The following is a 26,266-nucleotide window of genomic DNA, read 5'->3' as shown; positions in this document are numbered from 1 at the left end:
GTTAGTTGAGGACCTTGAGCTGACCGATGGTGACCTGGGTCTGGGACTGACGGGTCTCAGTGAGCTGACCGGACTGGCCAGCCCCCTTCCAGTCGATCGTCCAGGTCGACGTGGCGGTGACCGTGTACTTCTGTCCGGGCTCGTCCTTGGACGAGTGCTGGTAGAGATAGCCGCAGTCCGGCGAGCGGCGCTTGCCGTAGGAGGACTTGTACGGCGTGCCGGCGGTGGTGCACGTGACGGTGTCGCCGTCACCCATGTCCCACACGATCTGCGAGACCTTCGCGGTCGCGCTCACCGTTACCGCACCTGCGGTCGCGGTAGCCGTATTGGGCCCGTACGCCTCGGGTGTCTTTTCGGTCCACATCCACACCGGCAGGCCCACCAGGCCCTGGCTGCCCGGTTTCGGGACAATGCCGATATCCGGGCCGGCCAGCTTCATCTTGTCCACGGCCTGCCGGGCCAGAACAGCCGGATTGACCGCGTTTGCTGCAGGCGGCTGTTTCGACCAGAAGACGCCGGAGGACAAGGTGCCTCCGCCGGTGCAGGTGCGGGCGTAAACCGCGCCGTCACCTGGTTTGTGGCCTTCCCAACCGAGGTTTTCAGCGGGGGGCTGCGGATCCAGCTTCTTCACCGAGCATTTCACGGCAGAGGGCTTCTTTTTGGCTTTCCCGCCTCCGTCGGAGGCCTGGGTGCCGGAGGCGTTGTCGGTACCCGGATCCTTGGCATCAACGCAGATATAGGACTGTTGTCCTGCGCAGTCGCCAACGGTCGTGTCACCGTCGTCGGCCATGGCGAAGGGGCCTGGCAGTGATAGGGCGAGCATGGACGCGGCTGCGATGGTGAGCCCGCGGGTCAGCAGGAGCGGTGCTGCGATTCGACCTTTGTGATCATCCATTGCTTCCCCCACTTCTGAGCCGAGACTATGGAAACGTAACGGGTCAGCTTGCCCTTGGGAGCGGCCAGCGCTTTACCCGTCTTCTTGTTGACCGTCCGCCATTTGGAGACGTCCATGCAGTCGGTGATGGTGGCCTCGGGGAGTTTCTTCTCCAGCCCCAGTGCCGTCACCTTCGCGTCATGGGTCGGCTTGCCGGAGGTGACGTTTCCGGAGCCGTGCAGGCTCGCCAGGTCACCCAGCGCTCGGGCCAGAGCCTCCGTCGAGGCGTACTTCTCCAGGTCCGTGCCCTTCTCGGTTCCCTTGGAGTACGCCTTGACCTGCTCGTCCCAGAAGTGGCCGTAGGCGTCGAGCACTTCCTTTTTCGCCGCTGCCTGAGGGTCGGCGCTCGCCGTCGGAGAGGGCTTTTGCCCCGCGGACTTGGTCGGTGTGGGCTTGGCGTCCGTGCTGCCGGATCCGCTGCTGCACGCGGTGACGCTCAATGCGGTGCATCCGGCGACAAACAGCATGCGGAGACTGTTTTTGACCGGGCTCTGCTCGCCGACCCTGTTCTGTACTGTTCGCATTCGTGCTCCCTCCCCGATGGCCTGATCACCAGGTCTTCTTAGTCATGCTGTGATGTTGTGACGTTGTTCTTGATCACTCACCGCAAGGGTGGTATTGCGCCATCGGAGTGGCTGGACCTGCACCCTACCGCCCGATTTGCAAACCCTGAAGTCTGTTTTTGCGGGCGGTTGCGGCATCTGCGGCAAATCGATGCGGATTGGTAACCGACTTCTTCGTCAACGCCGTTGTGATGTGACGAGAGTCCCGCCCGGCTTCACGACGACCGGTCGGAAATCTTCCCTTCGAATGTGGCCTCGGCGCTGCCGAGGTCGGTGACCTCCACCGACACCGATGCCGCGTTCGCCCCCTTCGGCAGGGCGAATCGGAAGGTGTGGGTCGCAGCCCGCTGTGGCGCGATGAAGCCGCTGTCGGCAGTACCAGGCCCGCCCTGGAGGAGATCTGCCTCTTTCAACCCGGCCCCGTAATAGACGCGCACGTTCTTCTTCATAGGGGTGTAGGGGAGGTCGGCCGCTGTCGCGTCGTTGAACACGGTCAGTTCTCCGGTGTACGTACGCCGCCCCTGGGCGTCGGTGCCGCCGTCCGCCCGGACGTTGTCGACGGTCATCCGCGGATCTGCCTTCCATTGCCCGAAGGCCAGCGGTTTGTTGGTCTCCGTGGCCGGCTGCGGGTGGAGGGCGAAGTCCTTGCGGGCAGGAGCCCCGGGGAACGTGCCCTCGAAGAAGGCGACGTCGCCGGTGTCCCCATACACCGTCGACGGGCGCGTGGTGATGGTGACGGGGTCGCCGACCGCGTCGGCCGGGACCGCGACGCCTACCGTCAGGGTGTAGGACCCGCCGGGCTTGACTCGCGGCGGATCGTCGCTGATCGCGTCGGGGATCCCGTCGACGCCGGTGTCGGTGAATTCGGCGGCTGGCCGACCGGTCGCGCCGTACCGGGTGGTGGGGGAGACATCCAGTAGCTGCTGGATCTCGCCGGTCTTGTTGGTGAGCGTCCAGGTCATCTTCGCGGTGCGCCACCCGCGGGGTACGCCCCGGGCCTTGCCGGTCGGCGTCACCTCCGTCAGCTTGGACGGGGCCAGTGCCCAGGCCCCTTCCTCCGTGCTCACGCTCTCGCCGAGCTTGTGCATACCCTCGGGCAGTTCACGCTTCGGCGCGTGTGAGGCCTTGGACTTGCTGTCGGCGGCGGGACGCTGCTTCGGGGGCGGGTCGCCGGCGCATCCCGTCACCAGCCCCGCCACCATCATGCCGACAGCGATCCAACCGGCCTTCCTCACTGCTGCCCCCTTGCCTGCGACCACCACGGCACCGCGCCCTGTTGGGGCGCCGATTGTGCCAGCTCAGGCGCTCGAAGATCAGGCTCGCTGCAGATGGGGCCGGAATCCGACGGGTGGTCGTCCTGGACAGGCACGCGGGTCGGGCGGATGTCGTCGGTCAGGAGGTCGTCGATGGTGCCGCGGCCGTCGGTCTGGTGGTGCCAGCCGGCCAGGACCTGCCGCACGATCGAGCGTGCCAGCAGGCGGTATTCGTCCCGGCAGTTCTCACGTTCGGAGAGCCACTCCAGGTGCCGGGTGTGGGTATGCAGGGCGATCAGCTCGCTGACCAGGGGGCCCATGGGCTGGGGGATGGCGGCGAAATCAGCGCAGGTGGTGTCGTTGTGCCGGCTGGAGAAGGCCGTGATGTCGATGACAGCTATGGAGGGTCCGGCCGGCTTACGGCGGCGCGTACGGCGAAGGAAGGCGAACATGGTGCTCTCCTCTCAGGCCGCTGATGCGGCAGTGGCAGACGGACGCAAGAGGACATCGGTCGGTTCGGGATCACCGACGACGGGCGTGACGATCGGTGCGAACGGCCCGTGCTGCTGTAGCTGCTTGAAGGTGGTGATGCCAGCCTTCAGCTCCGTGGCGGTCGGCTGCAGACGTGCGTCCGCGGCCACCAGAGCCCGAAGATCGTCGGTCCGCTTCGCCAGCTGGCCCTGGGATGCTCCGTCCAGCACGAGGAGAATCCGGGGGAAGGACGGGTAGCGGGCGCGCCATGCCTCCTGTCGGTACCCACCTGCTTTCGGCCGGCCGCGGCCCAGGACCGGCTGGGGAATGTAGCGGACGTAGCGGGCGTAGGCGTGCAGCTTCGCGGCCAGGCGGGCGATGCTCATCGTGGTGCGGTCGATCTCGCAGAAGAACGTCAGCAGCATCCGCTGCCGGCCACCGTCGCCGGTGGGGGCGGTGTGGATGTAGCGGAGCACCGCGTCGGGCACCAGGAACGCCTCGTCGCCCAGGCGACTGTCGCCGTCGCGAAGGCGGTGGGCGACTTCGGGGTCCCAGTCCAGCGGCCCGCACTCGTCACCGAGGCGCCGGGCGTGCTGGACGAACGCCAGCCCCACCTCGTTGACGGCCAAGGTGTGCTCCTGCAGCTGGCTGGCGGCCGCGTCCTCCGTCATGCGGTAGGCCCGCGGCGCGAGCTCGCCGCCGCTCTCGACGACCTCGCAGCCCAGCGCGGTCGTGTACCAGAGGAGTTCGCCGGCGCGGCTGCTGCGACGGACCGACGCATCGACCAGACCGCGGTCGTGGAGCACTTCCAGCTGCCGGCGGATGTAGCGGGTGGAGGTGGCCGCCGGGCGCAGGAGCTGGGTGAGCTGGCCGGCGGTCAGCAGCCGGTGGCGGTAGAGCACGGGCAGGATCTCCTGTCCCAGCTGGGACAGGCCCCGCTGAGTGGGGTCCAGGAAGCGAGGACGTGGCATCGGAAGCCTTTCTGTGGAGCAGGTCAGACGGGGCGGAGCGTGCGGACCACGTCGCCGGAACCGTGGCCGGAGGTGCGCGGCGGTTGTGTCCGGCCGGTGGTGAGGTGGGCGAGGATCGCGTCGTCCAGGCCGCGCTGGGTCGCGAGGATGTCGCCGACCGTGAGACGGCGCAGGTTCTTGTCGATCGCCGCATCCAGGGCTGGCAGACCCGCCTCGTTGCGGTAGTCGGCGTAGACCTCATCCACCGGGACGCCGCGGACCCTGAAGGGCGTGGTGCGCTTGCCGCGGAGCATGACCGACTGGATGTACTCGTACTTGTCCAGGCCCAGCACCGTCTCCGCGTCGATCCCTGGTAGGCGCTTGGCCACGAAGCCGGCCTCGTCGTAGTCCGCAGCCGTCGCCGACAGAAGCGACTGGTTCTGCATGAGGGCGGCCCGGGTCTCGGGGGACAGCCGCATCGCCATCTGCGTCATCCCCATGAAGCGCACTTCGAACTTCCGCAGCTGCTCCAGGATCTTGGCGATGTGGCCGTGGGAGGCCCCGTCGACCGCGGTCAGCTCGTCCGCCCACGCCCAGAACGTTGCCAGGTCCTCCACCGGGGAATCGATGCGGGAGGCACCCGCCCGGAACAGGTCGAACAGCAACAGCGCAGTGACCAGCTCGTCGCTCTCGCCGGTGCCGGACGGGCACACGAAGACGACCTGCCGCTCATCCATCGCCCGCCGAACATCGTATGCCGATCGCGGCGAGCCCAGGAACGCCTTCAAGGACCGCGAGTTGTCGAGCCGGTAGAGCGCATTGGTCACCGGATTGACTGCGGAAGCTTCCAGATGAGGGAAGGACCGGCGCCAGAACACAGCCTCCGCCGGATCCAGAACTGCCAGCACCGCCTCACGCCACTCCTCGTCCTCCAACAGCGTCTTGATCTGGAACACGGTCGGCTGCAGTTCCGGATGGCCACTGGTCACAAGGTGGTGCGAGAGCTGGGCTAGGGTACGCACCACGCTGGACAGGATCGTCCGGGCCCGGGTCGCGTTCTCCCCCCATGCATGGGCGGAGGCGATTGCCCCCACCACGGACCCGATGACTTCCTGAACCTCCTCGATGTCCCGCCCCTCCATGGACAGCGGATTCCAGCACGCCATCCGATCCGTCATGGCCGGGCGGGCCAGGTTGATCTCCCACACACGGTCGGCGACGGCAGGGTGCGCGAGGTAGGGGCGGGCCCGCTGCCACGCCGCGCCGTGCGGGTCGAGGAACCAGGCCCCGTCGCCGGCGTAGGCACGGGCCAGGCACTGGACCAGGCCCAATTCCGTCTTCCCGAAGCCGGATTTGCCGTAGAAGGCACCGAAGAGGACATCCGCGGTGCGGGCGCCCGCGAGCCGCTCGGTACCGTCCGGGCCGGAAACCAGCCCCAGCGGCAGCACATCGCGCTGCCCGGTCCAGGTCGGCAATGCAGCCGGCGCCGGCGGAACCACACCGCCGCAGCGGGCCACATTGGGCGCGTCACACCGGGCGGTGGGCGGCTTGAGAAGACCGGCGATCTCCTGCCACGTCACCCACTGACGCCGCGCCGGCGCGAAATCCCCCCGCTCCAACCGTCGGTCGAAGCGACGCCGCAGCCACCACACATTCGAATACCCGCGCCAGGGGCCGTGCTTCGGCCCCACCGGCACGAAACGGTTCTCGCCGCTGAAGGCCTCCATCGCCGCCATCACCTGGTGCAGACGGGCCTGCGCCTGCTGCGGATGCCGTCCCACACACCGCACCAGCACCTGGACGGCGAATACCTCCGCACCGGGGGTGAACTTCCCGACCCCCTCGGACAGGTCACTCTGGCGCGGAATCCGCGCCGAGCTCTGCTTGGCCCCTCCGCCTCCCGAGACGCCGAGGCCGTCGCGCAGGATCTCCATCAGGCTGCCCCCGCGGCCGCCCGTACTGAGCTGCTCGCCGTACGCGGACGGCCCTCGCCGGGTGGTACGCCGCATCAGGGCACGGCGCCGTCGGGCCACCTTCCGACCGGGGACCGGGACCAGGTCAACAAGCAGCTCGGCCTCTTCACCGGCCTCGGTGCGCACCTGGGCGAACACAGCGGCCAGGTGCTCCAAGGGGTCAGGATCCAGCCCGGCCTTCTCCAGCGGGCGGTGATCCGGCCCAGCCAGTACCAGCTCGGCCCGCGCGACGTAGCGCGGTCCGCCCTGGACGGTGCTGTTCTCGGCTGCGGGCTCCTGATCACCAGATGCGTCGGCACTGGGCTTGGTCAGGTCGACGGTGCTCACCACGAACCACCCCGCTTCAACGGCGCAGCATCAGCGAACCGGATGCGCTGACGACGCCCGCCGCGGGAACGGGGAGCGACGACTTCGACCCGCCGGTATCCCGACAGCCGCAACACTCCAGCCGACCGCTGCGGGCCCTCCCACCAGTAGTGCAGGCGCCCTTCATCACCCGCTGCGATCCGTACACGGACCACAGCCGCGCGCCGGGGCAGCATCCCGCTCGCCGTGCGAACACTGGCCAGCCGACCCGCCACACGACCCACCTCAGCGAGCTCGGGGTCGAACGTGGCCGCCGGCACCAGCTCCACCCGCTCACGGTCGGCCAGCTCGCGCACCGCCCACCGACGCCACCACACCGCGGCCGCAACCCACACAGCCACAGCAACAAGAGCGACGACCGCGACCCACCACAGGTGCGCCAGGCCGCCCTCCACCAGCACCCACAGCCAGTGCCCCACCTCCGACGGACGCGGCAGAATGCCGTTCATCGCAGCCCCCGCCCGCTCGGCGTGACCTCGTGCGGATTCATCTGCGCCTCCTCACCGAGGACGGCACCTTGCCGCCTCAATGAAGAGAGGGGAGGCGGATCCGCCCTGATGTGACACAGGGCCTCATCTTTTTCTTCATCTTGTTCGCGAGGCTGCATGGGCAGCAGGTCCGCGTGCCCATTCCGCAGCACGGGAGCAGGCGCACCTTCGTCGCGTACTGCGGGAGCCGCCGACATCCCGGCGATCCACGCCCGCAAAAGACACCGGACACCGGGCGGGAGCCGTCACACTCCCCACTCGGCGCCCGGAGCATACGAGCCGGCCCCGGCTGCTGCCCCACGGGGGAAGGGGCGGCGACCGGGGCCGACGGTGTGCACACTCTCGAAGGGGGCTCCCTGCTCAGCGAAGCTCGGGTTTCGCCGTGCGCGACATGAGTTCCTTGACGGCCTCCTTGGGTGCCTTCCTACCGTGGACGATGTCGACAACGGTCTCGGTGATCGGCATGTCAACACCGTGGCGTCGTGCGAGATCGAGGACGGACTCACAGGACGTGACGCCCTCGGCTGTCTGTTTCGTGATTGCAGCCGTTTCGGGCACCGTCCGGCCGCGGCCGAGGTTGACGCCGAAGGTGTGGTTGCGGGACAGCGGCGAGGAGCAGGTGGCGACGAGGTCGCCCATGCCAGCCAGCCCGGCCAGGGTCAGTGCCTCGGCCCCCATGGCCTGGCCGAGGCGGGTGGTCTCGGCCAGGCCCCGGGTGATGAGTGCGGCTTTGGTGTTGTCGCCGAGTTTCTGGCCGTCGGCGATGCCCACGGCCAGGGCGATGACGTTCTTCACCGCGCCGCCGAGTTCGCACCCGATGACGTCGGTGTTGGTGTACGGGCGGAAGTACGGGGTGCGGCAGGCCGCTTGCAGGCGTTCCGCGACGGCCAGGTTCTTGCAGGCCACCACGCTCGCTGCGGGCTGACGACGGACAATCTCGCCCGCCAAGTTCGGCCCGGAGACGACCGCGATCCGTTCCGGCCCGGCGTCCGCCACGTCCGCGATCACCTCGCTCATCAGCTTGGCCGTGCCCAGCTCGACGCCCTTCATCAAGGAGACCAGAACGCTCTCCGGGGGCAGCAGAGGCGCCCAGTCGGCAAGGTTGGCGCGCAGGGTCTGTGCCGTCACGGCCAGGAAAGCCACCTCCGCGTCCTTGGCGGCCTCCGCCGGGTCAGCCGTCGCGGTGATGCCCGGCGGCAGGGCAAACTCGGGGAAGTAGTCCGGGTTGGTGCCGCTTTCATTGATCGCCTCGGCCAGCTCGGGGCGCCGCGCCCACAAAGTCACTCTGCACCCGGCGTCGGCCAGGATCATCGCCGCGGCCGTCCCCCACGATCCCGCACCGAACACGCCGACGTGAGCCGTCATTGTCGCCCCAATCCCTCAGTCTGTGGTGCGTCGTAAGGTAACAACGGAGAAGTGACGGCTGCTCACAGTCGGAGCCCTGCGCTGTGCCTCGTCGAGCATGTCCTGCGCGTGGTCATCTCCGAATTCCCTGCGCAGCTCGGCCTCATGTTCGGCCCGCAGCTCGTACAGTCGCAGCCACATCTGCCCTACGCCGGGCCGGTGCTCCTCGGCTTCCAGTTCCAGGCCTTGGTAGGTCCACGGTCGGCTGCTGAGCGGAGCCTGACCGCTGAAGGTGATGACGGCTCGGGCGCCGGGGGCGAGGATGCGGTGGACCTCGTCGATCGCCGCCCGCTTGTTGGGAGCGAAACCGTATGCGTCCACGCATATCACGCCGTCGGCGCTGCCGTCGGGCAATCCGGTGGAGGCCAGCGTGCCGACGCGGAAGTCGGCACGCCCCTTTGGAACGAACTGGCCGGCCCTGGCGGCAGCGAGATGTACGGCCACCAAGGAGACGTCGATTCCGGTCAGTCGGGCGGCCAGGGCGCGGGCCAGCCACAGGCCCTCGCCGCCGGTGCCGCACCCCAGGTCCACCAGATGCTGACCCGGGTGCAGCCGCAGCCGCCGGACGGCGGTGGCGAGCAGCTGCCAGTCGCATGAGCTGGAGGCGTTGACCTCGGGCGGGTAGTCCTCGCCCATGGCGAGGGCGTAGAGGCGGGCGGACAGGGAACTGGAGGCCCTGGCAGCGTGGAAGGCGTCGTAGACCTCGGCGAGCCGCTGCTCCTGCGGTGACAGGGTGGGCTCATCCATGGCGCTTCCCGGGCCTGGGGATCGAGCGGGTGATGCGCATCTCCAGGCCGGGGGCGGCTACCTTCACGGCCGCGTAAGCATCGGACCGGGACACGTCGACGGCGATGGGTTCGTAGCCGGTGACGGAGGCGACCCGGGCTGCCACGGCTGCGGTCTCCGCCGGAAAGTCGCGCTCTGCGGGCCCGTAGCGGGCGGTCAGGGCGGCCCAGTCGCCGGTGCTCGGCCCGGCGTGCTCGGGGCGCGGCGGGCGGGCGGCGAAGGCGTGCTCGTGGGATTCCAGGTCGTCTCGCGTTCCGGCGATACAGGTCAGCCGGCTCTGAGCGGCTTCCGTGAGCGCCCGGGAGAGGGCGATGCGCGGGTCGCGGTGGCACCCAGAGCCGGCGAAAAGAATCGGGTAGTCCTCCGACCAGATGTAGACGGCGCACACCGGGATCTCGTACGCGCTGTCCACCAGCGCGATCTCCAGGAACATGCGGGCGTCCTGGAACCGGTCGATGAGGTCTCGGCAGTAGCGGTCCTCGACGCTGCCGGGGTTGATCAGGGTGCGGTGCCCGCCTCCGCTGACGTAGTCACGGTGGAGAACATCGCGCTCGATGACCTCGAACAGGGCGTGCACAGTGGCCTCGCCTGCGGTGTTGCCACAGGCCAGTCCGTTGCTGGTGACGTGGAAGATGTTGGGCACCACCACGTCGCGCCGGAGATGGCGCCGTACGAGGTCTGCCGGGACCAGAGTGCTCCGGCCGCTCGTGAGACCCGTTCCCAGCGCCCAGTCCAAGGGGGTGTCCGGCAGGCTGTCGTGATCCAGCTTCACCGGCAGGGCGTTCATCGGGTACGGGACGCCGAGGTCGCGGTGAGTGCCGCGCGCCGCCGCAGCGAGAGGCTGTTCGGCGTGCCACAGCTCCGCGCTCTCCAGAACGGCTGAGATTTTCGCCAGGAGGTCGCTGGCCCCCTTGCCCTGCGAGGTGACGAGGGTGCGGGCGCTCGGGCGGATGGCCGTCCAGACCGGGATGCCGAGGTAGTCGAGGCCGGTGATCTGAGCCACCCGTGTGATCCCCAGCCGCTCCATCTGCCCAGCCAGGATCTGCCACGTCTCCTCGGGCGTCCTGGCGCGCACCGTGCCGACGAGCACAATCGCGGTCACTGCACCGTCTCCGTTTCCTTCAGGAAGCCCACAACGAACCACTTGGCCGTCTCGGCGGCATCTCTGGCGCCCTGGAATCCCCGGGTCCACGCCTCGTTCTCCAGGGCATCGCCAGGCAGTTGCCAAACTCGGGTGAGGAGCCGTCGGGCCACGGAGTCTTTGATCGCCTCGACGAAGAAGCCCGGTTGCGCCTGGACTGCCAGGTCGTTCAGCGCGGCGTACTGGGCCACTGCGGCACGGTCGTGCGAGGTTTCGTGGGCCAGCAGCCGGTCAACCGTGCCGGGGTCGGTCAGGTCGATCTCGGACCGGTAGGCCGCGCAGGCGAGCAGGTGCGGCAGTTCCTCGCCCGCCCCGGACTCCTTGAGATGCGTCGACCACACGGCCTTGAAGTGCGGGTCGAAGATCTGCTGGTAGGCGACGCGGTGGCGGGTGGAGAGCGTCAGGCCGTCGATGGTCTGGGCGGCGAAGGCGTTGGCCCACTGCCGGGAGCAGCGGGTGCGCCATTCCACATCCGGCACCCGCGTGACGGGGGTGCCGTCGAGCGACAGCGCGGCCTTCAGCGCTTTGAGGGCATCTGCGCGCTTGAGGTCGCCGAAGTGGGGGTCTGCTGCGAGGCGTTCTGTGAGCCAGGCGGCGAAGCCGTTGGCGCCGCACTGGCGGCTGTAGATCCTCAGAGCGGTCAGGGAGCGGTGCGCGTAGTAGACGTCTCGTAAGCCTGTCAGCATCATGTCGGCTGTGAACTCGTCGATGACCTGTGCCCGAACGCCTTGGTGCAGCACATGGCGGACGTTGACGAGAGGCCAGGTGTAGGACCGCGCATCGGTGTCGGCCGATTGGGCGACGGCTACCTCGTCGTCGCCCTCGATGGCGCCTGTGGCGTAGGCGTGGAAGATCTCGCCGACGCCGACCATGCCGCACGGGGCGAGTTCGGCTGCGCGCAGGGCTCCGATGCTGGCGGCGCCGATGACGCGGATGCCCTGGCTCATGGCCCGGATGATCTCTTTGTGCCGGAGGGCGGGGGTGTGGTGGTACAGGCCGTCGATGATGACGACGGTGTCACCCTCCATGATCTGGGGATCGAACAGGTCTCCGTGCTGGATCGGCGGCCTTACGGTGAACCGCTCGTGTGACAGTGCGGGATCGTCCGGGCTCAGCGTCGGCCCGGTGAAAGCGTGAATCACGCCAGCCTCCTTGGAAGGACGGAACGACAGGGGTGCCCCGCCTGCGAGCAGCGGGGCACCCTGGTCTGCCAGAGCGCCGGTCAGAAGGTGAAGCACTCCTCCTGCTCGACGTCCTCGCTCTTGACGACCTTCGCCGGGTCGATCAGATCCACGACGTCGGTCTCTTCAATCGCCGGACCGACGGCCTGCGCGATGACCTGAGACTTCGCTTCCATTTCTCCTCCTTCCAGGGGTAGTGACGGAATGTGCCTGACCCCCCGCGGCCGAGCCGCACAACGGCGGTCTCGGTCGCGGAAGTCCTTAGCCTGCGGACTGCTGCTGACGCTGTTCTCGACCGACGGCCTGTGCGGGCGGGAGATGGCGTACAGAGGTGCCGGGCGAAGTAGCGGCTGGTGGCCGGGTGGGGATAGGGACACCCGGACACCGGAACTCAGCGGCGTGTCCTGCAATGCTGTGGCGGCCTCCGAAGCCACATCAGGGACGGAGGCCGGTGCATGGGCGGTTCGGGCTTCTTTGGAGTCGGCAGTGCCGTCTGCTGCCATGACCCCTAACAGGGCCAGGATGGCGGTCGACCCCAGGCCCCATGCGGACGCCAGGACGCCGTCCACCGTGGGATGGGGGAGTGCGTGACGGCCGCTCACCTCGTCGCTCCGCCGCCGACTGTCGCAGCCAGGGGCGCCCACGAGAACAGAACCTGGGTGCCGCAGTCTTGAAGGGCCGCGACCTCCGGGTAGCGGCGCTCGTGGTTCGGGCTGATCATGGTCGGCCAGCGGGTGATGACCGCGCCCACCTCACCGCGCTTTGCCAGCTCCCGTACCTTGTTCCAGCCGTTGCGCTTCTGCGGTACCGGCTCGCCGTACGGATCAGTGATCACCTCGGTGATCGACAGACCGTGCCGGGTCGCGAAATCGCGGCCCTCCTCGGTGGCCCGCTTCTCGGCCAATCCGCGGGTTTCGGCGCCAGGGCTGGGCTGAGCGCAGATGTAGAGAACAGCGGGGGCCTTTTCCTCGCGCGTAGTCATTTCGGGTTCCTCGTCTGGCAGGGGGTTGAGGCCCTGCCTGCCTCGGCCGGGGGACAGCAGAGGCGGCAGGGCCGGCCACCGGGGCGACGTGGAACCGGTATCCGGTGGCCATCGCCTACTCAACGCCCCAACGGCGCTCACGAGTAGTGCTGCATGGGTTGCGGAGGGTTGCGAAGTTCGGAGACCCTCCAAGCAGTTGGAAGGGGACTCATGGCCAGCGAACGAAATGACCGGCTCGCCGCCGCGTTAAGACTGGCGGGCATCAGCAACAAAGAACTGGCACGCCAGCTCAACACCCGCGCGAAAGCGGCCGGCCTGAACATGGCTGTTGACGCTTCCAGGGTCGGTCGGTGGATCAATGCCGGCGAACGTCCGCGTGATCCCGTCCCCGGGCTGCTGGCCGTCCTCTTGCGGGAGCGGACCGGGCAGGCGCTTACCCTGGCGGACATCGGACTGAGCCACGGCGGAACTGATCCCTTTGACCCGTCATGGGGACCGGATCGCCTCCTGGCTTCCCTCCACGAGTACGCCAGGAGCGACGCCTTGTTCAACCGCCGTGACCTGATGAAACTAGCCGTCGGTGGCCCCCTCGTGGCCACAGCAGAACGCCTGTGGTGGATGGACTCGGTGGCACGCGGCGAGACCACCAGCGGAAAACTCGGCCTGGCCGACGTCACCGGTATCGACTCGCTCGTGGCGAAGTTCCGCAGTCTGGACGCGACCCACGGCGGCGCCCTCTTCCGACAGGCGGTCGTGGCACAGCTGGAGACCACCGTTCAACTTCTTCAGGACGGCCAGCGGCCCACCGTGACCCAGCGGCTGCGACAGGCCGCTGTCGACCTCGCCCAGCTCGCCGGGTGGACATCCCACGACGCAGGCAGGTACGCCACAGCGCAGCGGTATTGGGCACACGCGGTATCCCTGGCCCGACAGGCTGACGACCCGGGCCGCGGAGCTGAAGTCATCAGCCGCATGTCTCACCAGATGGTGTACCTCGGCCGCCCCGATGACGCCCTGGCCCTGCTCGACGTGGCGACCCGCGCCGCCGGCAAGACCGGAGACTTCCGGCTGAGGGCGATGTTGGCTGCGCAGTCCGGCCGGATGCACGCTGCACTAGGCGACGCGCAGCGCTCCCGAATGCTCCTCGGCCAGGCCCAGGAGCACCTTCACAAGGCCGAGGAGGCAAAGGAGCAGGTTGCGCCGTACATCGCCTACTTCAACCATGCGGAGCTGGCGGGCGCGACAGCGGTATCCCACCGCGACCTCAAGACCCTCCACGGGAAGAGCACCGAGCCGGCCTCTGTCTACTTCGGGCAGGCCATCGAGCGCCGGCCCGCAGGCTATGACCGGGTACGGGCGATGGACGCGGTCGGGCAGGCCGCCGCCCTCCTGGACGAGGGTGAGCCCGAGCAGGCTTGCACCGTCGCCGGTCAGGCACTCACCCTCGCCGAGCAACTCGAATCGACCCTGATCAAGTCGCGGGTCAAGACGCTGGTGGATGCCAGCGGGCGTTTCGGTGATCATCCGCAGTTGGCTGACCTCCGCGAGCGGGTGACCGCGTGGGGCGGCGACCCTGACCTACTCGCCGCGTAACGCGGCACCACCATGGCCCGCACCCCAAGGAACCCGCCGCTTTCCATCGAGAGTCTGACCACCATCGGGGAGGCTGTTGTGAACCGCCGCCGATTCCTGGCCGCCTCCGCCTACTCCATGGCCGCCGCGACGCTGCCACTGGAGAGCGTCCAGGAAGCCGCCGCCCGCACCCGCACCGTCAACGGCGGCGCAGTCGCCGGTCACGCCGATGTCGCGGCTGTGCGGGACATGGTGCGCCTCTTCATGGACATGGACGAGCGCCACGGCGGAGAGCACGGCCGCTCCGCGGTCGTGCAGTACCTGATCACTGATGTCCGCGACCTGTGCCGCGCCCGCTTCAGCAGCGAACAGGCCCGCGCCGAGGCGCTTTCCATCGCCTCGGCCGCGGCTCATCTGTGCGGGTGGAAAGCCTACGATTCGGGCGAACAGGGGCTCGCGCAGCGGTACTACATGCAGTCCCTGGGGCTCGCCCGGGAGTCCGGAACCCCGGGCCAGGACGGGTTCGTGATCCGGACCATGTCGCAGCAGGGTATGAAGCTGCACCGGCCCGAGCACTGTCTGGCCCTCGCCGAGACCGGCTGGGAGCGCGCCAAGGGCCGGGTCGACTCGCAGGTCGAGGCGCTGTTCGCCGTCACTCATGCGCATGCGCTATCCAAGACCGGCCAGCGCCAGGCCGCGCTTGCCGATGTCGACCGTGCCCACGCCGCGCTGGCGGCCGGCGCCGACGACGAGCCACCGTTCTGGGCGCTGGCGTGGGGGCCGCCCGCGGCCACCGTGCACTCCCGTACGGCGAAGGTCTTCGAGACGCTCGGAGACCGCCGCAACGCCGCGAGGCAGTACGCGATCGCAGCGGCCAGCCGGCCTGGGACGACCTACGCGCGGATCATCGCCCTCGACCTGGTCGCCCAGGCCGAGCAGCAGGCCAAGCAGGGCAGCATCGAGCAGGCGTGCGCCACCTGGGGTCGGGCGATTGACACCATGACCGGGGTGAAGTCCACCCGCACGCTCAAGGCCGTCCGCTCCCTGCGCTCCGACCTCCGCCCGTACTGCGCCCGCGGGGTGCGGGTCGCGTCCGCTCTCGACGAGCGAGCCCGCGTATTCCTTGCCCACCATCGGTGACACGAGTTGTGTGAGAGACCTGGCAACGAGGCTGGCCTCCCAATGCCCCGCCGCCATGGCGCTTCCGGCAGCGGGCAGTCTGTGAGACTGGGTGAGCCCGGCGGCTGGGTTCTGCGTCCGGCCGATGCTGCCGCCGCCGGGCCCCTCCCCTTCACAGAGGAAGTCGGTAGCCCCTCCTCGTCGCCCTGGAGAAGGCCGACTGCGCACCTCTTGCGGCCGGTTAGTGTCCCTGTATGACGACTGAGACCCGCCGCGACCTCACGGCTGTGTGCAAAGCGGCACAGAGCGGATACGTGCTGCAGGTCGTGCGTGACGGCAGCTCCCAGCCACTTGCCGAAAAGGAGCTGCACAACTGGCCCGATTGGCCAGAGTTCCCGCCGGCTGCTGCAGCAGCGGCCGGCAGCGAGATCGTCATGCTCGGCTACATGATCTGGCCCGATACGGTCACGCCCGACTCGCTGATCGGGTGGCGCTGTGTCCCGAACGAGCGGGCGTGGTCGGCGAAGGTTGCGACCTTCGCCGAACTGCAAGCCCACGGATTCTGAGGTTCCCCGTCTGACTCGGTTCTCGGCAACTCAGGTGCATGGCCAATCGGCCTCGTTAACCGGGCGCTGGCACACAACACATCACGCCACCCGACGGATATCCCAGGCGTAGTTCTCCCAGTATCCCGACAAGCTGATTATTTCCACGGATTTGCCCGGTCTGGGCGCGTCGATCATGCGGTTTCCGCCGGCGTAGATACCGACGTGTCCCCAGCCGTCCTTGTCGAAGACGATGAGGTCACCGGGCTGCATCTTGTCGCGGGGGACGGACGTACCGACGTGGCGCTGCTCCTGCGAGGTACGCGGCAATTTCACCTTGTGGCCGGTGCCTTGGTACACCGCGTATGACGTCAGCCCGGAGCAGTCGAATCCGCCGCCGGACTTCCCGTTGATGGTGCCGCCTCCCCATACATAGGGGACGCCGAGCTGGGTGTACGCGGCCTTGACGATCGGGTTGGAGGCTACGTCGATGTCCGATTCGGACCCGCTGGACTGGGTGGTTGCGTAGGACTTGGCCTGGGCGAGGACCTTCTTCACGTACCAGTCGGCGTGGTTGTAGGAGTAGAGCGCCTTGTAGAGCCCCGTGCTGGTCCCGGACTTGGCGCCGTTGGCGCACAGCATCCGCGCCGCGGCATACACCGCGTCGGTGGGATCCCACGGGCTGGGCGGATTGGCGCCGCCGGGCGGCACCGGGTAGGCGTACCCGGTGAACGTGGCCGGCAGGAACTGCATCGGTCCGACGGCTCCGGCCGAGCTGCGCATGGTGGGGTAACGGGCGTGGTCGGTCTCGACCTTGCCGATCGCGGCGAGCACCGTCCAGTCCAGCCCGCGGCACGCGGCCGGAGCCGCCCGCCGGTACAGGGCCAGCATGTTCGAGGGTATGTCGCCCACCGGACCGCCGGCCGCGGAGATCTGCGAGGCGGTGGCGTCTTGCTCCTCCTGGTGGCCGGTGGCGCCGTTGGCCACGGCAGCGATGAACAGCACCAGGACCCCGATCAGTGCGACCGCCCCTGTGCCGAACCCCACCGCGGCAGCGAGGACGGGCTTCTTCACGAACGCCTCCTCGGTCGCGTAGGCCGGGGCGGCGGGGTCTGACGGCGGGGCGGTGCAGGTGGGGTGGCCGGCCGGTTGGCCGCGGCGGCGCGGGTGCGGATGCGGTGCAGCCGCTGCTGCAGGCTCGCCTGCTGGCTGGACGCCGGCGGTGTCAGCGGCCGCTGCGGGACCATCTGTGTCCGGCGGCTGCGCCGCGGTGCGGGGGCAGGATGCGGGGCGAACGGGCGTCCCGGGGTGCGGCGGGGCGACGGGGTGGTCGGACGGCGCGTCCAGTGGGAGGAGAGCACGGGAGGCAGACCGCGACGAGCGCGGATGCGGTTGCTGATCCAGCGGCCGCCGATGCCGCGCCAGTACTCGTCGGCGAAGTTGTAGACCTGCGGCTCGTAGAGATTCCTGGCGTCTTCGAGGCGCTTCTTGAGTTGGGTGGCCGCGCCTGTGACCTGACCGGGTACGGCCTGCACCGCAGCCGCGGTGCGGCGAGCGGCACGCGGCCCGTAAACGGGCAGTCCCACCGTGCCCTTCAGTCCAACGCGGCCCGCCCGCACGCCAGCTCGGGCCCCGGCACGCACCGTCTTCTCGGCACCACGGGCGAGGCGCCCGGCGCCCTTGGCCAGGCGTCCGGTGAGCGCGCGGGTGCTGCCGGTCCGGCCCAGGCCACCGCCGATTGCGCCGGCGGTGCCGCCGGTGGCGGCCATCATGCCGAGCATCAGCGCGGCTCCACCGATCTTGCCCAGGGTGCCGCGCCGCCGACCGCCGGCGCCAAGGTCGGAGGGCGCCGAGGCACCGCCAAGTTTCGAGGCGCCGACACGGCCCTTGAGACGGGCCGCCATCTGATGCGAGGCGCGGGTGAGCCGCTTGCGGAAGATGATCGCGCCGACACACAGGATGTCGATAACGACGAACCGGACGACGATGCCGCCGGGGATGTCCTCGGGTGCGGCGGAGACCACGGCCGTAACCGCCACGGTGAAGGCGGCCAGGCTGAGCACGAGCAGGATCATCAAGGCCAGGCCGCGGGCGATGGCAGCGCCGCGGGACCACAGCCATGCCCGGCCCGGTCCGGGAAGCGTGCCGGCGATCAGGGCGCAGCGCAGCAGCATCGCCTCGGCGGCGAGCCACACCTGGGCGGCCAGGTAGCCGCCGGCGATCCCGATGACCAGCACGCAGACCAGCAGGGCTGCCAGGAGCATGAAGAAGGCCCCGGCGAGTTTGTCTACGGATGCCTTCTTGGCCTCCTTGGCATTGCCGGCCAGGCACGCCTTCTCGAAGCCCCCGGCGGGCGTGCTGCCGAAGGTGTCCTGAGCCCACTGGGAAGCCTTGTCCGTGACGAAATCCTGGATTTTGCCGCCGATTACGGGAAGGAGAATGTCTCCCGCCTTGGGCATGTCCTTCATGGTCTTGGTCTGTTCGGCGACGATCTTGTTGTAGAAGGCCTGCTGGATCCCCAAGGACGTGAAGCGCGAGGCGCACTTGCCGGTGAAGACGTGGCCGTAGGTGAGGACCATGCTCGGCTGCACCACGAAGGCCTTGACAAGCTCATCGGTGATCGGCGTGGTGATGCTTTCGACGGCGTCTTTTGAGGAAGCACCGGTGGGGTCCTCGCCGCCCATGACGATGGCGGCGACCGCCACCCCCAGGTCACGCGCCTTGCCGACGGCCCCGTCCTGGCCGAGGAGCGTCTGGGGCGGCGAGGCGAGGCTGGTGACCGCGAGCGCGGAGATCAGCAGGGACGCGGTGAGCTCGCCCCAGCCGCGGGAGCGGTCACCGAAGAAGAAGTGCCACGCCGCGACGGTGCCACTGAAGGCGAGGAACAAGCCGGGCAAGCCAAGCTGCAGCAGGACGCTGTTGTAGAGGGAGTCCGACACGGCGATGGCTGGCTTGAGGAGGAGCGAGGCCAACTTGAACCCGAGAGCCCAGGCGATCAGCCAGCAGGCAAAGGCCACCAGCCACTTGACGCACATGAACAGCAAGGACGTCAGCCACGCCTCGACCTTGAGGTCCCAATCGGACCACGTGCCGCTATCGGAGTCGACCTTGAAAGCGCTGACGGGGATGCCGTGCTCGTCCGTGATGTGGAAGCTGTCGAGGAGGTCGTCTTTGCCGATCCCCAGCTGCTTCAGCTTCTTGCGCAGGCTCTCCTTGTTTTCCCGCAACGCCTTCTTCGCGGCTGCCTTGCCTTGCGCGGTGTCCTCGTAGGCCACGCCCTTGCGCCCGTCCGGCGCCGGCTTCTGGTCTTTCGCTCCGGGCTTCGCCGTGTGGGAGGGGGCGGGCTGCGCGCTGGCCGACACGGCCGGCTTGGGCTCGGGGGCCGCCGCCGCGTGCGCAGCCACCCCCGTGGTGAGGACCGCCGCGGCGCACAGCACCAACACCAGCCGCCAGGCTCCCCGCCGCCCTATCCATGCCGTCTGCCCGGCCAGGCGCAGCCACCTCATGCCGCGAGCGCCGGGTCGGAGTGAATGGCGGCCTCCGCCTCGGGGTCGGCCGGGATGACGACCTGCATCCCGCCGATGCGCCCGTACAGATCCCGGTGCAGGCACTCGCCGGCGCGCTGCGCCCGGATCTCGTCAGCTACGTCCATGGGGGACAGGCCGGTGGTGACCAGCTCGACCAGGTCCTCGTCGTTCGGGTCGAGGTCGAGGAAGGCGAGGCCGCGCTTGGCGAGGGTGACGTCGGTCTGCCGGAAGAGGAACTTGCGGGGGAACAGGCCACGGATGACCTGCCCCATGGCGGATTCCTTCGGGCCGATGTCCTCGCCATCGTGGCTGCCGGCGAACACGCCGGCGTCGTGCTTGCGGCCGTCGCGTACGAGCTCCAGGAGCAGGCTCATGCCTTCGGGGGAGGACGTCAGCCACCAGCATTCGTCCCACACCGCCACACAGAACTCGTGCGGGTTGGCGAAGCACACTTCCCGGCACAGCGCCGCGATGAGATACAGCGCTGCCCGACCGAAGACCTTCTCGAACTCCAGCGTCGCCAGCCGGTCGGCGGCCAGTTCGTGTTCCTTGGGAAGCGCCAGGTTGGCGGTGGCGAAGACGATCGCATCGGCCTTCGAGGTGTCCACCACGGGCAAAGTGGGGTCGAAGATGGTGCGGGCCAGGTCCTTGCGAGCAACCGAGCCGAGCTTGCGCGCCACCGCGTGAGAGGTCGCATCACGCTTCCCCCGGCTCTGCAGCTCACCCACCAGCGTTGCCATGGACGGCGCTGGGCCGGCCAGGACCGCCTCGATCGCTTCCGACAGCGCGACGCCCTGGTCGCTCATCGGGGCGATGCCCAGCAGCAGCGTCAGGAAGCTCTCGGTGCGGCGCTGTGCCTGTGCGCGGTCGCGGATGGTGCGCAGCGGATCAAGGGAGACCTGGGCTTGGTCGTCGATGGTGATGACCTGGGTGGTGCCGGGGCAGGCCTTGGCGAAGCGGACCCATTCCTGCTGCGGGGTGCGGTCGACGATGACGGCCCGTCCGCGGCTGCCGGGCTGATCGGTCTTGCGGCCGGCGGCGAGGATGCCGTAGACGGCGGACTTCATCGCAACGCTCTTGCCGCCGCCGAGCTCCCCGATGAATGCCGCGGAGGCAGAGGCGGACTTGCGCGGCCCCAGCGACCAGTCGGTCAGCACGGGACGGGTGCCGCCGCCGGACAGCTGCAGCCCGTACAGCGGCCCCTTGGCATCGCCCAGTGCCGAACCGGCGAAGGCACCGGCCATCGCGAAGTCCCTCGCGAGGAGCACCTGGGCATAGCTGAGCATGATCTTCGGAGTGCGGGCGCCCGGCAGCATTCCGTAGAACAGCCGCTCCTGCTCCCCGATAGGGCGGATGAACGTGTAGTCGTTCTCCCCGAAGTGGGTCTTGAGGTCGGCGGCGCGGGCCTCGGCCTCGGCCGGGGTAGTACCCCAGACGCACAGGGTGCCCATGGCCTGGACCTCGACCTCGGACTTCGACCGAGTCACCGCGCTGCGGAAGTCCTCCATGTCCTCGGCTGCCTCGTGCACGTGCGACGGCACACCGGAGAGCTCCCCCTCGTACTCACCGGGCTGGTTCGCCAACTCATTGGCCTGTCGGCGCGCCTTGGCGTTGGCGACGGCACCGGGGGTGACCTTCAGGCGCATCACCCAGTCCACCGGAAAGCCGAACTCGTCCAGCGCGGCGAGGTACTCGGAGCCGGGGAAGACGAACCGCTCGGGCATCTCCGCAAGGGACAGAAAGGTCTGGTAGGACTCGCCCCACTCCGTGGAAACTTGCAACCAGCGCCGCCCGAACCGGCCCTTGTGCTGCGCCTCCTCTTCCTCGCCGGCGTCGGTGGCGGGAGTGGCGCTCTCCGCAAGAATGACCTCGCCCAGGGCCGCCGCTCCGCGGCCGCGGCTCCGCCCGGTGCCCTGATCCGGTTCGGGCAGCAGGGGCTCCAGCACCCCGCGTCGCGCGCTGTGCCCGTAGATCCACAGGATTTCCGCCTCGGTTGCGGGCTGCAGGGCGATCGTGGAGGGCCAGGTCCCGGCGAGCGCCTGGGCCTGCTTGATCCGGCGCTCCTCTTCGCGGGCGCTGACCGGTGCGGGCAGCAGGCCCAGCTGCAGAGCGATTTCCGCGCGAGCCGCATCGAACGCCATGCCCGCCGCCTGCTTCTTGCTGCTGGCGGTCAGCGGGACGGCCAGCCAGTCCACACGGCTGGTCAGCTCCATGCGCTCCAGCTGGTCCCACACACGCGTCGCCAGCTGCGCGTAGCGCTCACTCACGGCCAGGTCGACGCCGTCGGTCATGCGGCGCACCACCGCGGCCGGGTCGACCTGCGGGCACAGGCTCAACAGCATCGCTTCGCCGTGCAGCTGCTTGACCAGAGATTCCAGGGCGCGCAGGCGGCGTTCCTTCACGGTGCGGGAGGACTGCGCGTGCCCGCTGCCCTCCACCCGCCACAGCGCCCAACAGGTGCCGTGACGGGTCCAGATGACGTTTCCGGCGATGTGCCGTACGGGAATCCGCATCACTGCCCCCGCTCGTTCGTGTTCGTGGTGGCGGGCTGGTCGGCGGTGCGGGCGGCGAGCAGTGCGCCCACGCCCGACGCCACCCGCACCACAGGCGCGTCGACGACCGGCCGGTCGGTGGCCGGCGCGATCGGCCGGGCGCCTGCTGCGGGAGCCGTGCGCACCGGCTTGATGGGGGTGGGTTCGGCCTCCGACTGAGCCCTCGTGCTGTCTGTCCCGGTCGGCGGCTGCCACGTCAGCGTGCAGACGCCCACCGCCGCACCACGCCTGGGCTGACGTACGGGGCGGCCGTCCATCCGGCCGGCGTTTCCGCTCACCGCCAGGCCGAGGGCACTGGCCGCCACAGCCAGGGGGCTGCGGCCATCGACGTGCACCCGCCCCACGACCATGGCCAGGGCGTAAGGAATACCGACCAGCGGCACGGCGTCGAGCAGGCCATGGTGCGCCCACAGCCCGGCGGTGAGCAGCAGCGCCGCGAGGGTGACTGCGGCGACGGCGATCTGCGGCCATGTGTAGGGGCCGCCCCAGATCCGGCCGCCGCCGGGCCAGTTGCCGACGACGTTCTGGTGCCGGCGGGCCTTGGTGTAGCAGCGGCCGATCAGCGGCTCGGGCTGAACAGCGGTGCTCATCGCCGGTCACCGTCCAGCGGGCCGATGCGGTCGATGACGCGGACCGCAGCACCGGTGGTCTTGCCGGAGGGGTTCTTGATGTCCTCACCGATCTTGTCCCGCACCGAGGTCATGTTGAACACGATGGCCATGACCACAGCCCCGCCGATGGCCGCGACGCCTGCCTTGAGCACGCTCTTGGTCTGGCCCCACACATAGGCGATCGAGACGGTGTACATCAGCCCCAGCACGCCCACGAGGAAGAAGTTTTGGATCTGGGTGACGAGGCTGTTGGCGTCGGAAATGGCGCCTGCCATCTGCATGATCATGAGTCCTGTCCTTCCGGAGAATGTGAAGAGCTGTCGGACGTCGCCAGGGCGGGTGCGGCTTCCAGCGCGGCGACTTCCCACCGGCCGCCCCGGGCGCGCAGCTTGACCGCGTACGTCATCGGACGGCTGCTGGTGTGCCTGCCTTCGCCCTCGACGTCGACCAGGAGCCGACGCTGGACACCGTCGGGCGGGGTCTGGGCTTCGGCGCCCTCGGCCGGGCCTGGGCCGTGGTCGGCGATCTGCGTGATGGTCACCGACGTGTACGGAGCCGGCCGCACCGCGTGCAGCGTCGTACCGGGGGAGAGGTAGCGGTCCATCTCGCCCCGGCCCGTCAGGTACGCGGCCAGGAAGCCGTTGATCGTCTGCACCGCCGGGTCGGAAGCCAACGGCGCATGCGCCGATCCGTACGACAGCTCAGGCGCTGCGCCCTTGCCCCCGGTCGGGGCCGCCACTTCGCCAGGCAGCGCGGCCGCCACCCATCCCGACGCCGCGCCCTTGGAGGTGGACGTGGCGCGCACCGGTACCTGGAAGTACCGGATGCGGCCTTCGCCGTCCTTCGACGAGCCGGTGATCTGTGCGGCCACGGTCACCGACCAGTAGCCGGCCGAGATCTGCCGCACCTGCACCGCCGACGCCGACTCCGCGCGCTCCACCCCGTCCTGCGTCGGCCAGGTCATGGAGCGAGCCGCTGGGTAGAACGCGGCGAGCTCCTCCGCGGCCGCGTCACTGGCACCGGCTTTCACATAGGCGGCGACGTACAGCTCGGCAAAGCCCGCCGGTGCCACCGCATCCGACGACGCCGGCTGCGCCCGTGGCCTCTCCGCCCGCGTGGGCACTGGCACCGGGTGGGTGCTGGAGGCCAGGGCCCACCCGCCGAGCAGCGGCCCGGCCAGCAGCAGACCCCAGGCGCTCCACCGCACCACAGCCGTCCAGTTCGCCATCGCGCCCGTGGAAAGGGACGTCGTGGCCCATCCGGTGTCCGGGACAGCGGATTCCTCCACCGCTGGCGCCTCCTCGTTGCGACGCCACTTCATGACCGCGACCCCTTGCGGAGCAGAGGACCCCAACTACCCATCGGGTCCAGAAACCAGACGCGGCTGCCGTCGCGGCGAGCAGCCACCAGCTGGTTCCTGAGCACCGCCTTCAGGGCCTGGCTCTTTCCGTAGCCCGCAGGACCGAACACCGTTGTCACGCCGACACCTCGCCCTGCACGGTCTTGGCCCGGTTGACCCGGGTCAGCTCGGCGATTCGCTCACGCAGCCGAGCCGGCGGAAGCGCCAGCACCTCCCGGACCAAGAACTGTGCTTCATCGGCGTCCCGCTCCACGTACGACCGCAGCTGCGCGTAGGTGTCGGCCGAGAACGGCTCGGTCACCAGCGCAACCGCCAGCTGCGTCGCCCGCCGACGGATCGCCACCAGCCGCAGCTCCTCTTCCTTCAGCTCCACGGCATCCCCTTCATGTCCCAGCCCCTCCGTCACGACGGCTCCCTCCGCTGTGCTCGGTGCGCGGAATCCCCGCACATCAAAGAGAGGGGAGCCAGATCGGCCCTGATGTGACACCGGCACCCGAAAAACTTCTGACGGCCTGCTCACGCCGCCTCCGCCCACTGCGGCGCCGCCTGCCGCAGCCGCGCCACCGCCCGGCTCCGCCGGCGACGCAGCGCCACCGAACTCACTCCCGACACCCGCGCCGCCTCGGCATCCTGCGGCGCACCCTCGCGGTAGAAATCGCAGACCTCGACCGCCGCCTCCTGGGTGAGGACCTTCTCCTCCAGCGCCCACACCAGGAGCGCCACCACCTCGCCCCGAGCGCCCTCCAACTCCTCGACCGCATCCACCGCGCCCTGAAGGCCGGCCTTCTCGGCGGCCTGTGCCAGCAGCGTCGGCTCCGCGGCGTGCGAAGGGTCGTCCCCACCGGGGAGTTCGCACGCCCACACCTCATCCAGGGGCTCGGCAAGAACCGCCAGCTCCCGCTTGAGGTCACGCGAGACGCGATGCCACAGCTCCATGCGCAGATTCCTCGCGAGCTGTCGCGGCCGCCGCGCCACCGGATAGCTGCGCACCACCTCCCACAAGGAGGCGATCACCAACTGCGCCACGTCCTCGGGGCGCTCGCCGCTGCGCACGGATCGGCGCGTCATTCCCACGGCGCACGGGAGCATCGCCTGGACCAGGACACGGGCGGCTACCTCGGCGTCCCGCCCGTTACCCGAGCTGACCCGGTGCAGGAGGACGCCCATCCAGGCATCGCTGAATTCCGGTCCGTCACGGTCGGCCCGCTTTCGCAGCAGGACACTGAGGTCACCCAGATCGGTGGGGGCCTGGTCCTCGTCCAGCACTCCGGCGGCGAGCATCCAGGAGCGCACGCGCTCGGCGTTGCCGCGGTCGGCGCACAGCCATTCCCACTCGGCGTTCAGACGTGTGACCAGCGTCGGCTGTACGGCATCCACGGCAGGCTCCTTCCGGATCGACTGCCGTGAACTCTGCTCAGCACCCCTTGCCAAACTGCTTGCCCCAAAGGGACAAAGGAGCAGGTCAATCGGGGTATCCAGCTGGGTAACCGGTGGGGTATCCGCACCGCCCACCGCGGGTATCCGCTTGCCGAGGACCTTTTGGAGGGTGTCTGGGTGCCGTCTTCAGACGACGCTGCGGCAGGCCGCGGGACCGGTTACGACTCAGGCGCCGGTTGCCTGAGTGACCGCACTCAACATCACCCCGCAGTCAGCGCAGCCTCCACGAGTCCCCTCCGGCGCTCCCGTTCTGCCTGTGGCAGCCGATCGGCTGCGCCGGCAGGGAAGACGTGTGTGCAGTTGGAGGGATGACGGTGTCGGGTTGCTCTGTTTCGCGGCTTCGGCCCCGGGAGTTCTGGCCGGTCCGTAGGACTGATCGATGCCACATGGAAGCAGCCCCGCACTGGTACCACCGTAGGTACCACCGTGCGTTCCATCGTGCATTCCACCGTACGTACCACCGTTAGTACCACCGTGCGTACCAGGTGCTTTCGGAGCACCGGCGAATTGATGCAGGTCAGGGCATGTGGGTATGCGGTCCCCGCTGCTGACACCTCTTCCTCAGGAGGAGGAAGAGGCCCTTCTCCTCTTCGTTTGGGACCGCGTGGCGCGGTGTGTGGTCCAGTGGACCTCGTCAGCTTCTGGTGCGGCATGGCCTGGGAGGCGCTGCGTCTTGGCTCATATACAGCGCTGGCGTATTCACCATCGTGGTACGTGCCATGTACCATCGCGCGCATGGCGAATTCACCGAAGCGGCAGCCGAACCCTCACGCGTTGAGTGAAGCGGACCTGAAAGACGGCACCGTGAAGGCATTTCTGAAGGCCCAGGAGAAGGTCAAGGCGGCCGAGCGGGCACTGAGGGAGGCGGAGGCGGAGCGGGATGCTGCGGCTCTCGCCACCAAGGAAGCCGAAGTTGAGCGGGGCCTTCCGCAGCGCTTGGCCGACTTGTACGGCGTCACTCGGCACGCGATTGAGGACATGCGCCGCCGCGCCACGTCCGCGACGTAACGGCGTCTCGAACAGCATTAGACCCCCGGGGATTGCCTCGGGG

25 protein-coding genes are annotated in these 26,266 nt (G+C 69.1%); 4 read left to right on the top strand and 21 right to left on the bottom strand.

What is annotated here, in order from left to right:
- Position 1 precedes the first annotated feature (1 nt).
- The 13 genes from SNA_RS24290 to SNA_RS24235 all read right to left on the bottom strand — a co-directional run bounded on the left by SNA_RS24290 (position 2) and on the right by SNA_RS24235 (position 12,492).
- A complete protein-coding gene (locus SNA_RS24290) occupies positions 2-895 on the bottom strand; it encodes an ATP/GTP-binding protein (protein ID WP_241779811.1) in 894 nt (297 codons plus the stop codon).
- Entirely contained in the window at positions 853-1,458 is a 606-nt protein-coding gene (locus SNA_RS24285; RefSeq protein ID WP_241779810.1) for a hypothetical protein, read from the bottom strand. The genes SNA_RS24290 and SNA_RS24285 overlap by 43 nt, the downstream gene beginning before the upstream one ends.
- Positions 1,459-1,712: 254 nt before the next feature.
- Positions 1,713-2,732: a hypothetical protein gene (locus SNA_RS24280; RefSeq protein WP_157880072.1), complete on the bottom strand. Its 1,020-nt coding sequence runs from the start codon at positions 2,730-2,732 to the stop codon at positions 1,713-1,715.
- Entirely contained in the window at positions 2,729-3,202 is a 474-nt protein-coding gene (locus SNA_RS24275) for a hypothetical protein (protein ID WP_051877271.1), read from the bottom strand. The genes SNA_RS24280 and SNA_RS24275 overlap by 4 nt, the downstream gene beginning before the upstream one ends.
- A 12-nt stretch (positions 3,203-3,214) precedes the next feature.
- Complete coding sequence (locus SNA_RS24270) at positions 3,215-4,192, bottom strand: replication-relaxation family protein (RefSeq protein ID WP_030065836.1); 978 nt, start codon at positions 4,190-4,192, stop codon at positions 3,215-3,217.
- A 23-nt stretch (positions 4,193-4,215) separates the two neighbouring features.
- Positions 4,216-6,471, bottom strand: coding sequence for a type IV secretory system conjugative DNA transfer family protein (locus SNA_RS24265; protein WP_157880071.1), 2,256 nt, complete (start codon positions 6,469-6,471; stop codon positions 4,216-4,218).
- A complete protein-coding gene (locus tag SNA_RS24260; RefSeq protein WP_051877269.1) occupies positions 6,468-6,959 on the bottom strand; it encodes a hypothetical protein in 492 nt (163 codons plus the stop codon). The genes SNA_RS24265 and SNA_RS24260 overlap by 4 nt, the downstream gene beginning before the upstream one ends.
- A 399-nt stretch (positions 6,960-7,358) precedes the next feature.
- Positions 7,359-8,363 (bottom strand): NAD(P)H-dependent glycerol-3-phosphate dehydrogenase, encoded by a 1,005-nt coding sequence (locus SNA_RS24255; protein WP_030065833.1) that lies wholly within the window; start codon positions 8,361-8,363, stop codon positions 7,359-7,361.
- Between the two features lie 15 nt (positions 8,364-8,378).
- Positions 8,379-9,149, bottom strand: a complete 771-nt coding sequence (locus tag SNA_RS24250) for a class I SAM-dependent methyltransferase (RefSeq protein ID WP_030065832.1) — start codon at positions 9,147-9,149, stop codon at positions 8,379-8,381.
- Positions 9,142-10,290: a YcaO-like family protein gene (locus SNA_RS24245; RefSeq protein WP_030065831.1), complete on the bottom strand. Its 1,149-nt coding sequence runs from the start codon at positions 10,288-10,290 to the stop codon at positions 9,142-9,144. The genes SNA_RS24250 and SNA_RS24245 overlap by 8 nt, the downstream gene beginning before the upstream one ends.
- Positions 10,287-11,471, bottom strand: coding sequence for a TfuA-like protein (locus tag SNA_RS24240; protein WP_030065830.1), 1,185 nt, complete (start codon positions 11,469-11,471; stop codon positions 10,287-10,289). Before SNA_RS24240 ends, SNA_RS24245 begins: the two co-directional genes overlap by 4 nt.
- Positions 11,472-11,551: 80 nt before the next feature.
- Positions 11,552-11,686 carry a hypothetical protein gene (locus tag SNA_RS44805; RefSeq protein ID WP_275042030.1) on the bottom strand — a complete coding sequence of 45 codons (135 nt, stop codon included), beginning with the start codon at positions 11,684-11,686 and terminating at the stop codon, positions 11,552-11,554.
- A gap of 422 nt (positions 11,687-12,108) precedes the next feature.
- The gene (locus tag SNA_RS24235; protein WP_030065829.1) at positions 12,109-12,492 is read right to left on the bottom strand and encodes a hypothetical protein; all 384 of its coding nucleotides are present in this window, start codon (positions 12,490-12,492) and stop codon (positions 12,109-12,111) included.
- 210 nt (positions 12,493-12,702) lie between these two features.
- On the opposite strand from SNA_RS24235, the gene SNA_RS24230 reads away from it, so the two are divergent.
- The 3 genes from SNA_RS24230 (at position 12,703) to SNA_RS24220 (ending at position 15,749) form a co-directional block, all read left to right on the top strand.
- Positions 12,703-14,085 (top strand): NsdA family TPR-like regulatory protein, encoded by a 1,383-nt coding sequence (locus tag SNA_RS24230; protein WP_030065828.1) that lies wholly within the window; start codon positions 12,703-12,705, stop codon positions 14,083-14,085.
- Between the two features lie 78 nt (positions 14,086-14,163).
- The gene (locus SNA_RS24225) at positions 14,164-15,204 is read left to right on the top strand and encodes an NsdA family TPR-like regulatory protein (RefSeq protein ID WP_051877268.1); all 1,041 of its coding nucleotides are present in this window, start codon (positions 14,164-14,166) and stop codon (positions 15,202-15,204) included.
- 233 nt (positions 15,205-15,437) lie between these two features.
- A complete protein-coding gene (locus SNA_RS24220) occupies positions 15,438-15,749 on the top strand; it encodes a hypothetical protein (protein ID WP_030065826.1) in 312 nt (103 codons plus the stop codon).
- Between the two features lie 81 nt (positions 15,750-15,830).
- On the opposite strand, the gene SNA_RS24215 is transcribed toward SNA_RS24220, so the two are convergent.
- From SNA_RS24215 to SNA_RS41590, 8 genes are all read right to left on the bottom strand, one after another.
- A complete protein-coding gene (locus tag SNA_RS24215) occupies positions 15,831-16,802 on the bottom strand; it encodes a C40 family peptidase (RefSeq protein ID WP_051877267.1) in 972 nt (323 codons plus the stop codon).
- The gene (locus SNA_RS24210) at positions 16,799-19,168 is read right to left on the bottom strand and encodes a hypothetical protein (RefSeq protein WP_157880070.1); all 2,370 of its coding nucleotides are present in this window, start codon (positions 19,166-19,168) and stop codon (positions 16,799-16,801) included. Before SNA_RS24210 ends, SNA_RS24215 begins: the two co-directional genes overlap by 4 nt.
- Positions 19,169-19,230: 62 nt before the next feature.
- A complete protein-coding gene (locus SNA_RS24205; RefSeq protein ID WP_044366795.1) occupies positions 19,231-21,768 on the bottom strand; it encodes an ATP-binding protein in 2,538 nt (845 codons plus the stop codon).
- Entirely contained in the window at positions 21,768-22,397 is a 630-nt protein-coding gene (locus tag SNA_RS38545; protein ID WP_052808976.1) for a hypothetical protein, read from the bottom strand. Before SNA_RS38545 ends, SNA_RS24205 begins: the two co-directional genes overlap by 1 nt.
- Positions 22,394-22,705 (bottom strand): hypothetical protein, encoded by a 312-nt coding sequence (locus tag SNA_RS24195; protein WP_030065819.1) that lies wholly within the window; start codon positions 22,703-22,705, stop codon positions 22,394-22,396. The genes SNA_RS38545 and SNA_RS24195 overlap by 4 nt, the downstream gene beginning before the upstream one ends.
- Positions 22,702-23,739 (bottom strand): conjugal transfer protein, encoded by a 1,038-nt coding sequence (locus tag SNA_RS24190; RefSeq protein ID WP_037789577.1) that lies wholly within the window; start codon positions 23,737-23,739, stop codon positions 22,702-22,704. The genes SNA_RS24195 and SNA_RS24190 overlap by 4 nt, the downstream gene beginning before the upstream one ends.
- A gap of 154 nt (positions 23,740-23,893) precedes the next feature.
- Positions 23,894-24,184: a hypothetical protein gene (locus SNA_RS24185; RefSeq protein WP_157880069.1), complete on the bottom strand. Its 291-nt coding sequence runs from the start codon at positions 24,182-24,184 to the stop codon at positions 23,894-23,896.
- A gap of 110 nt (positions 24,185-24,294) precedes the next feature.
- The gene (locus SNA_RS41590; protein WP_030065816.1) at positions 24,295-25,155 is read right to left on the bottom strand and encodes a hypothetical protein; all 861 of its coding nucleotides are present in this window, start codon (positions 25,153-25,155) and stop codon (positions 24,295-24,297) included.
- A 795-nt stretch (positions 25,156-25,950) separates the two neighbouring features.
- On the opposite strand from SNA_RS41590, the gene SNA_RS24175 reads away from it, so the two are divergent.
- On the top strand, positions 25,951-26,223 hold the full coding sequence (locus SNA_RS24175) for a hypothetical protein (protein ID WP_157880068.1): 273 nt from the start codon (positions 25,951-25,953) through the stop codon (positions 26,221-26,223).
- Positions 26,224-26,266 lie beyond the last annotated feature (43 nt).

The sequence above is a fragment of the Streptomyces natalensis ATCC 27448 genome (assembly GCF_000935125.1).
GTDB lineage: Bacteria > Actinomycetota > Actinomycetes > Streptomycetales > Streptomycetaceae > Streptomyces > Streptomyces natalensis.
This window is presented reverse-complemented; position numbering and strand designations above follow the sequence as displayed.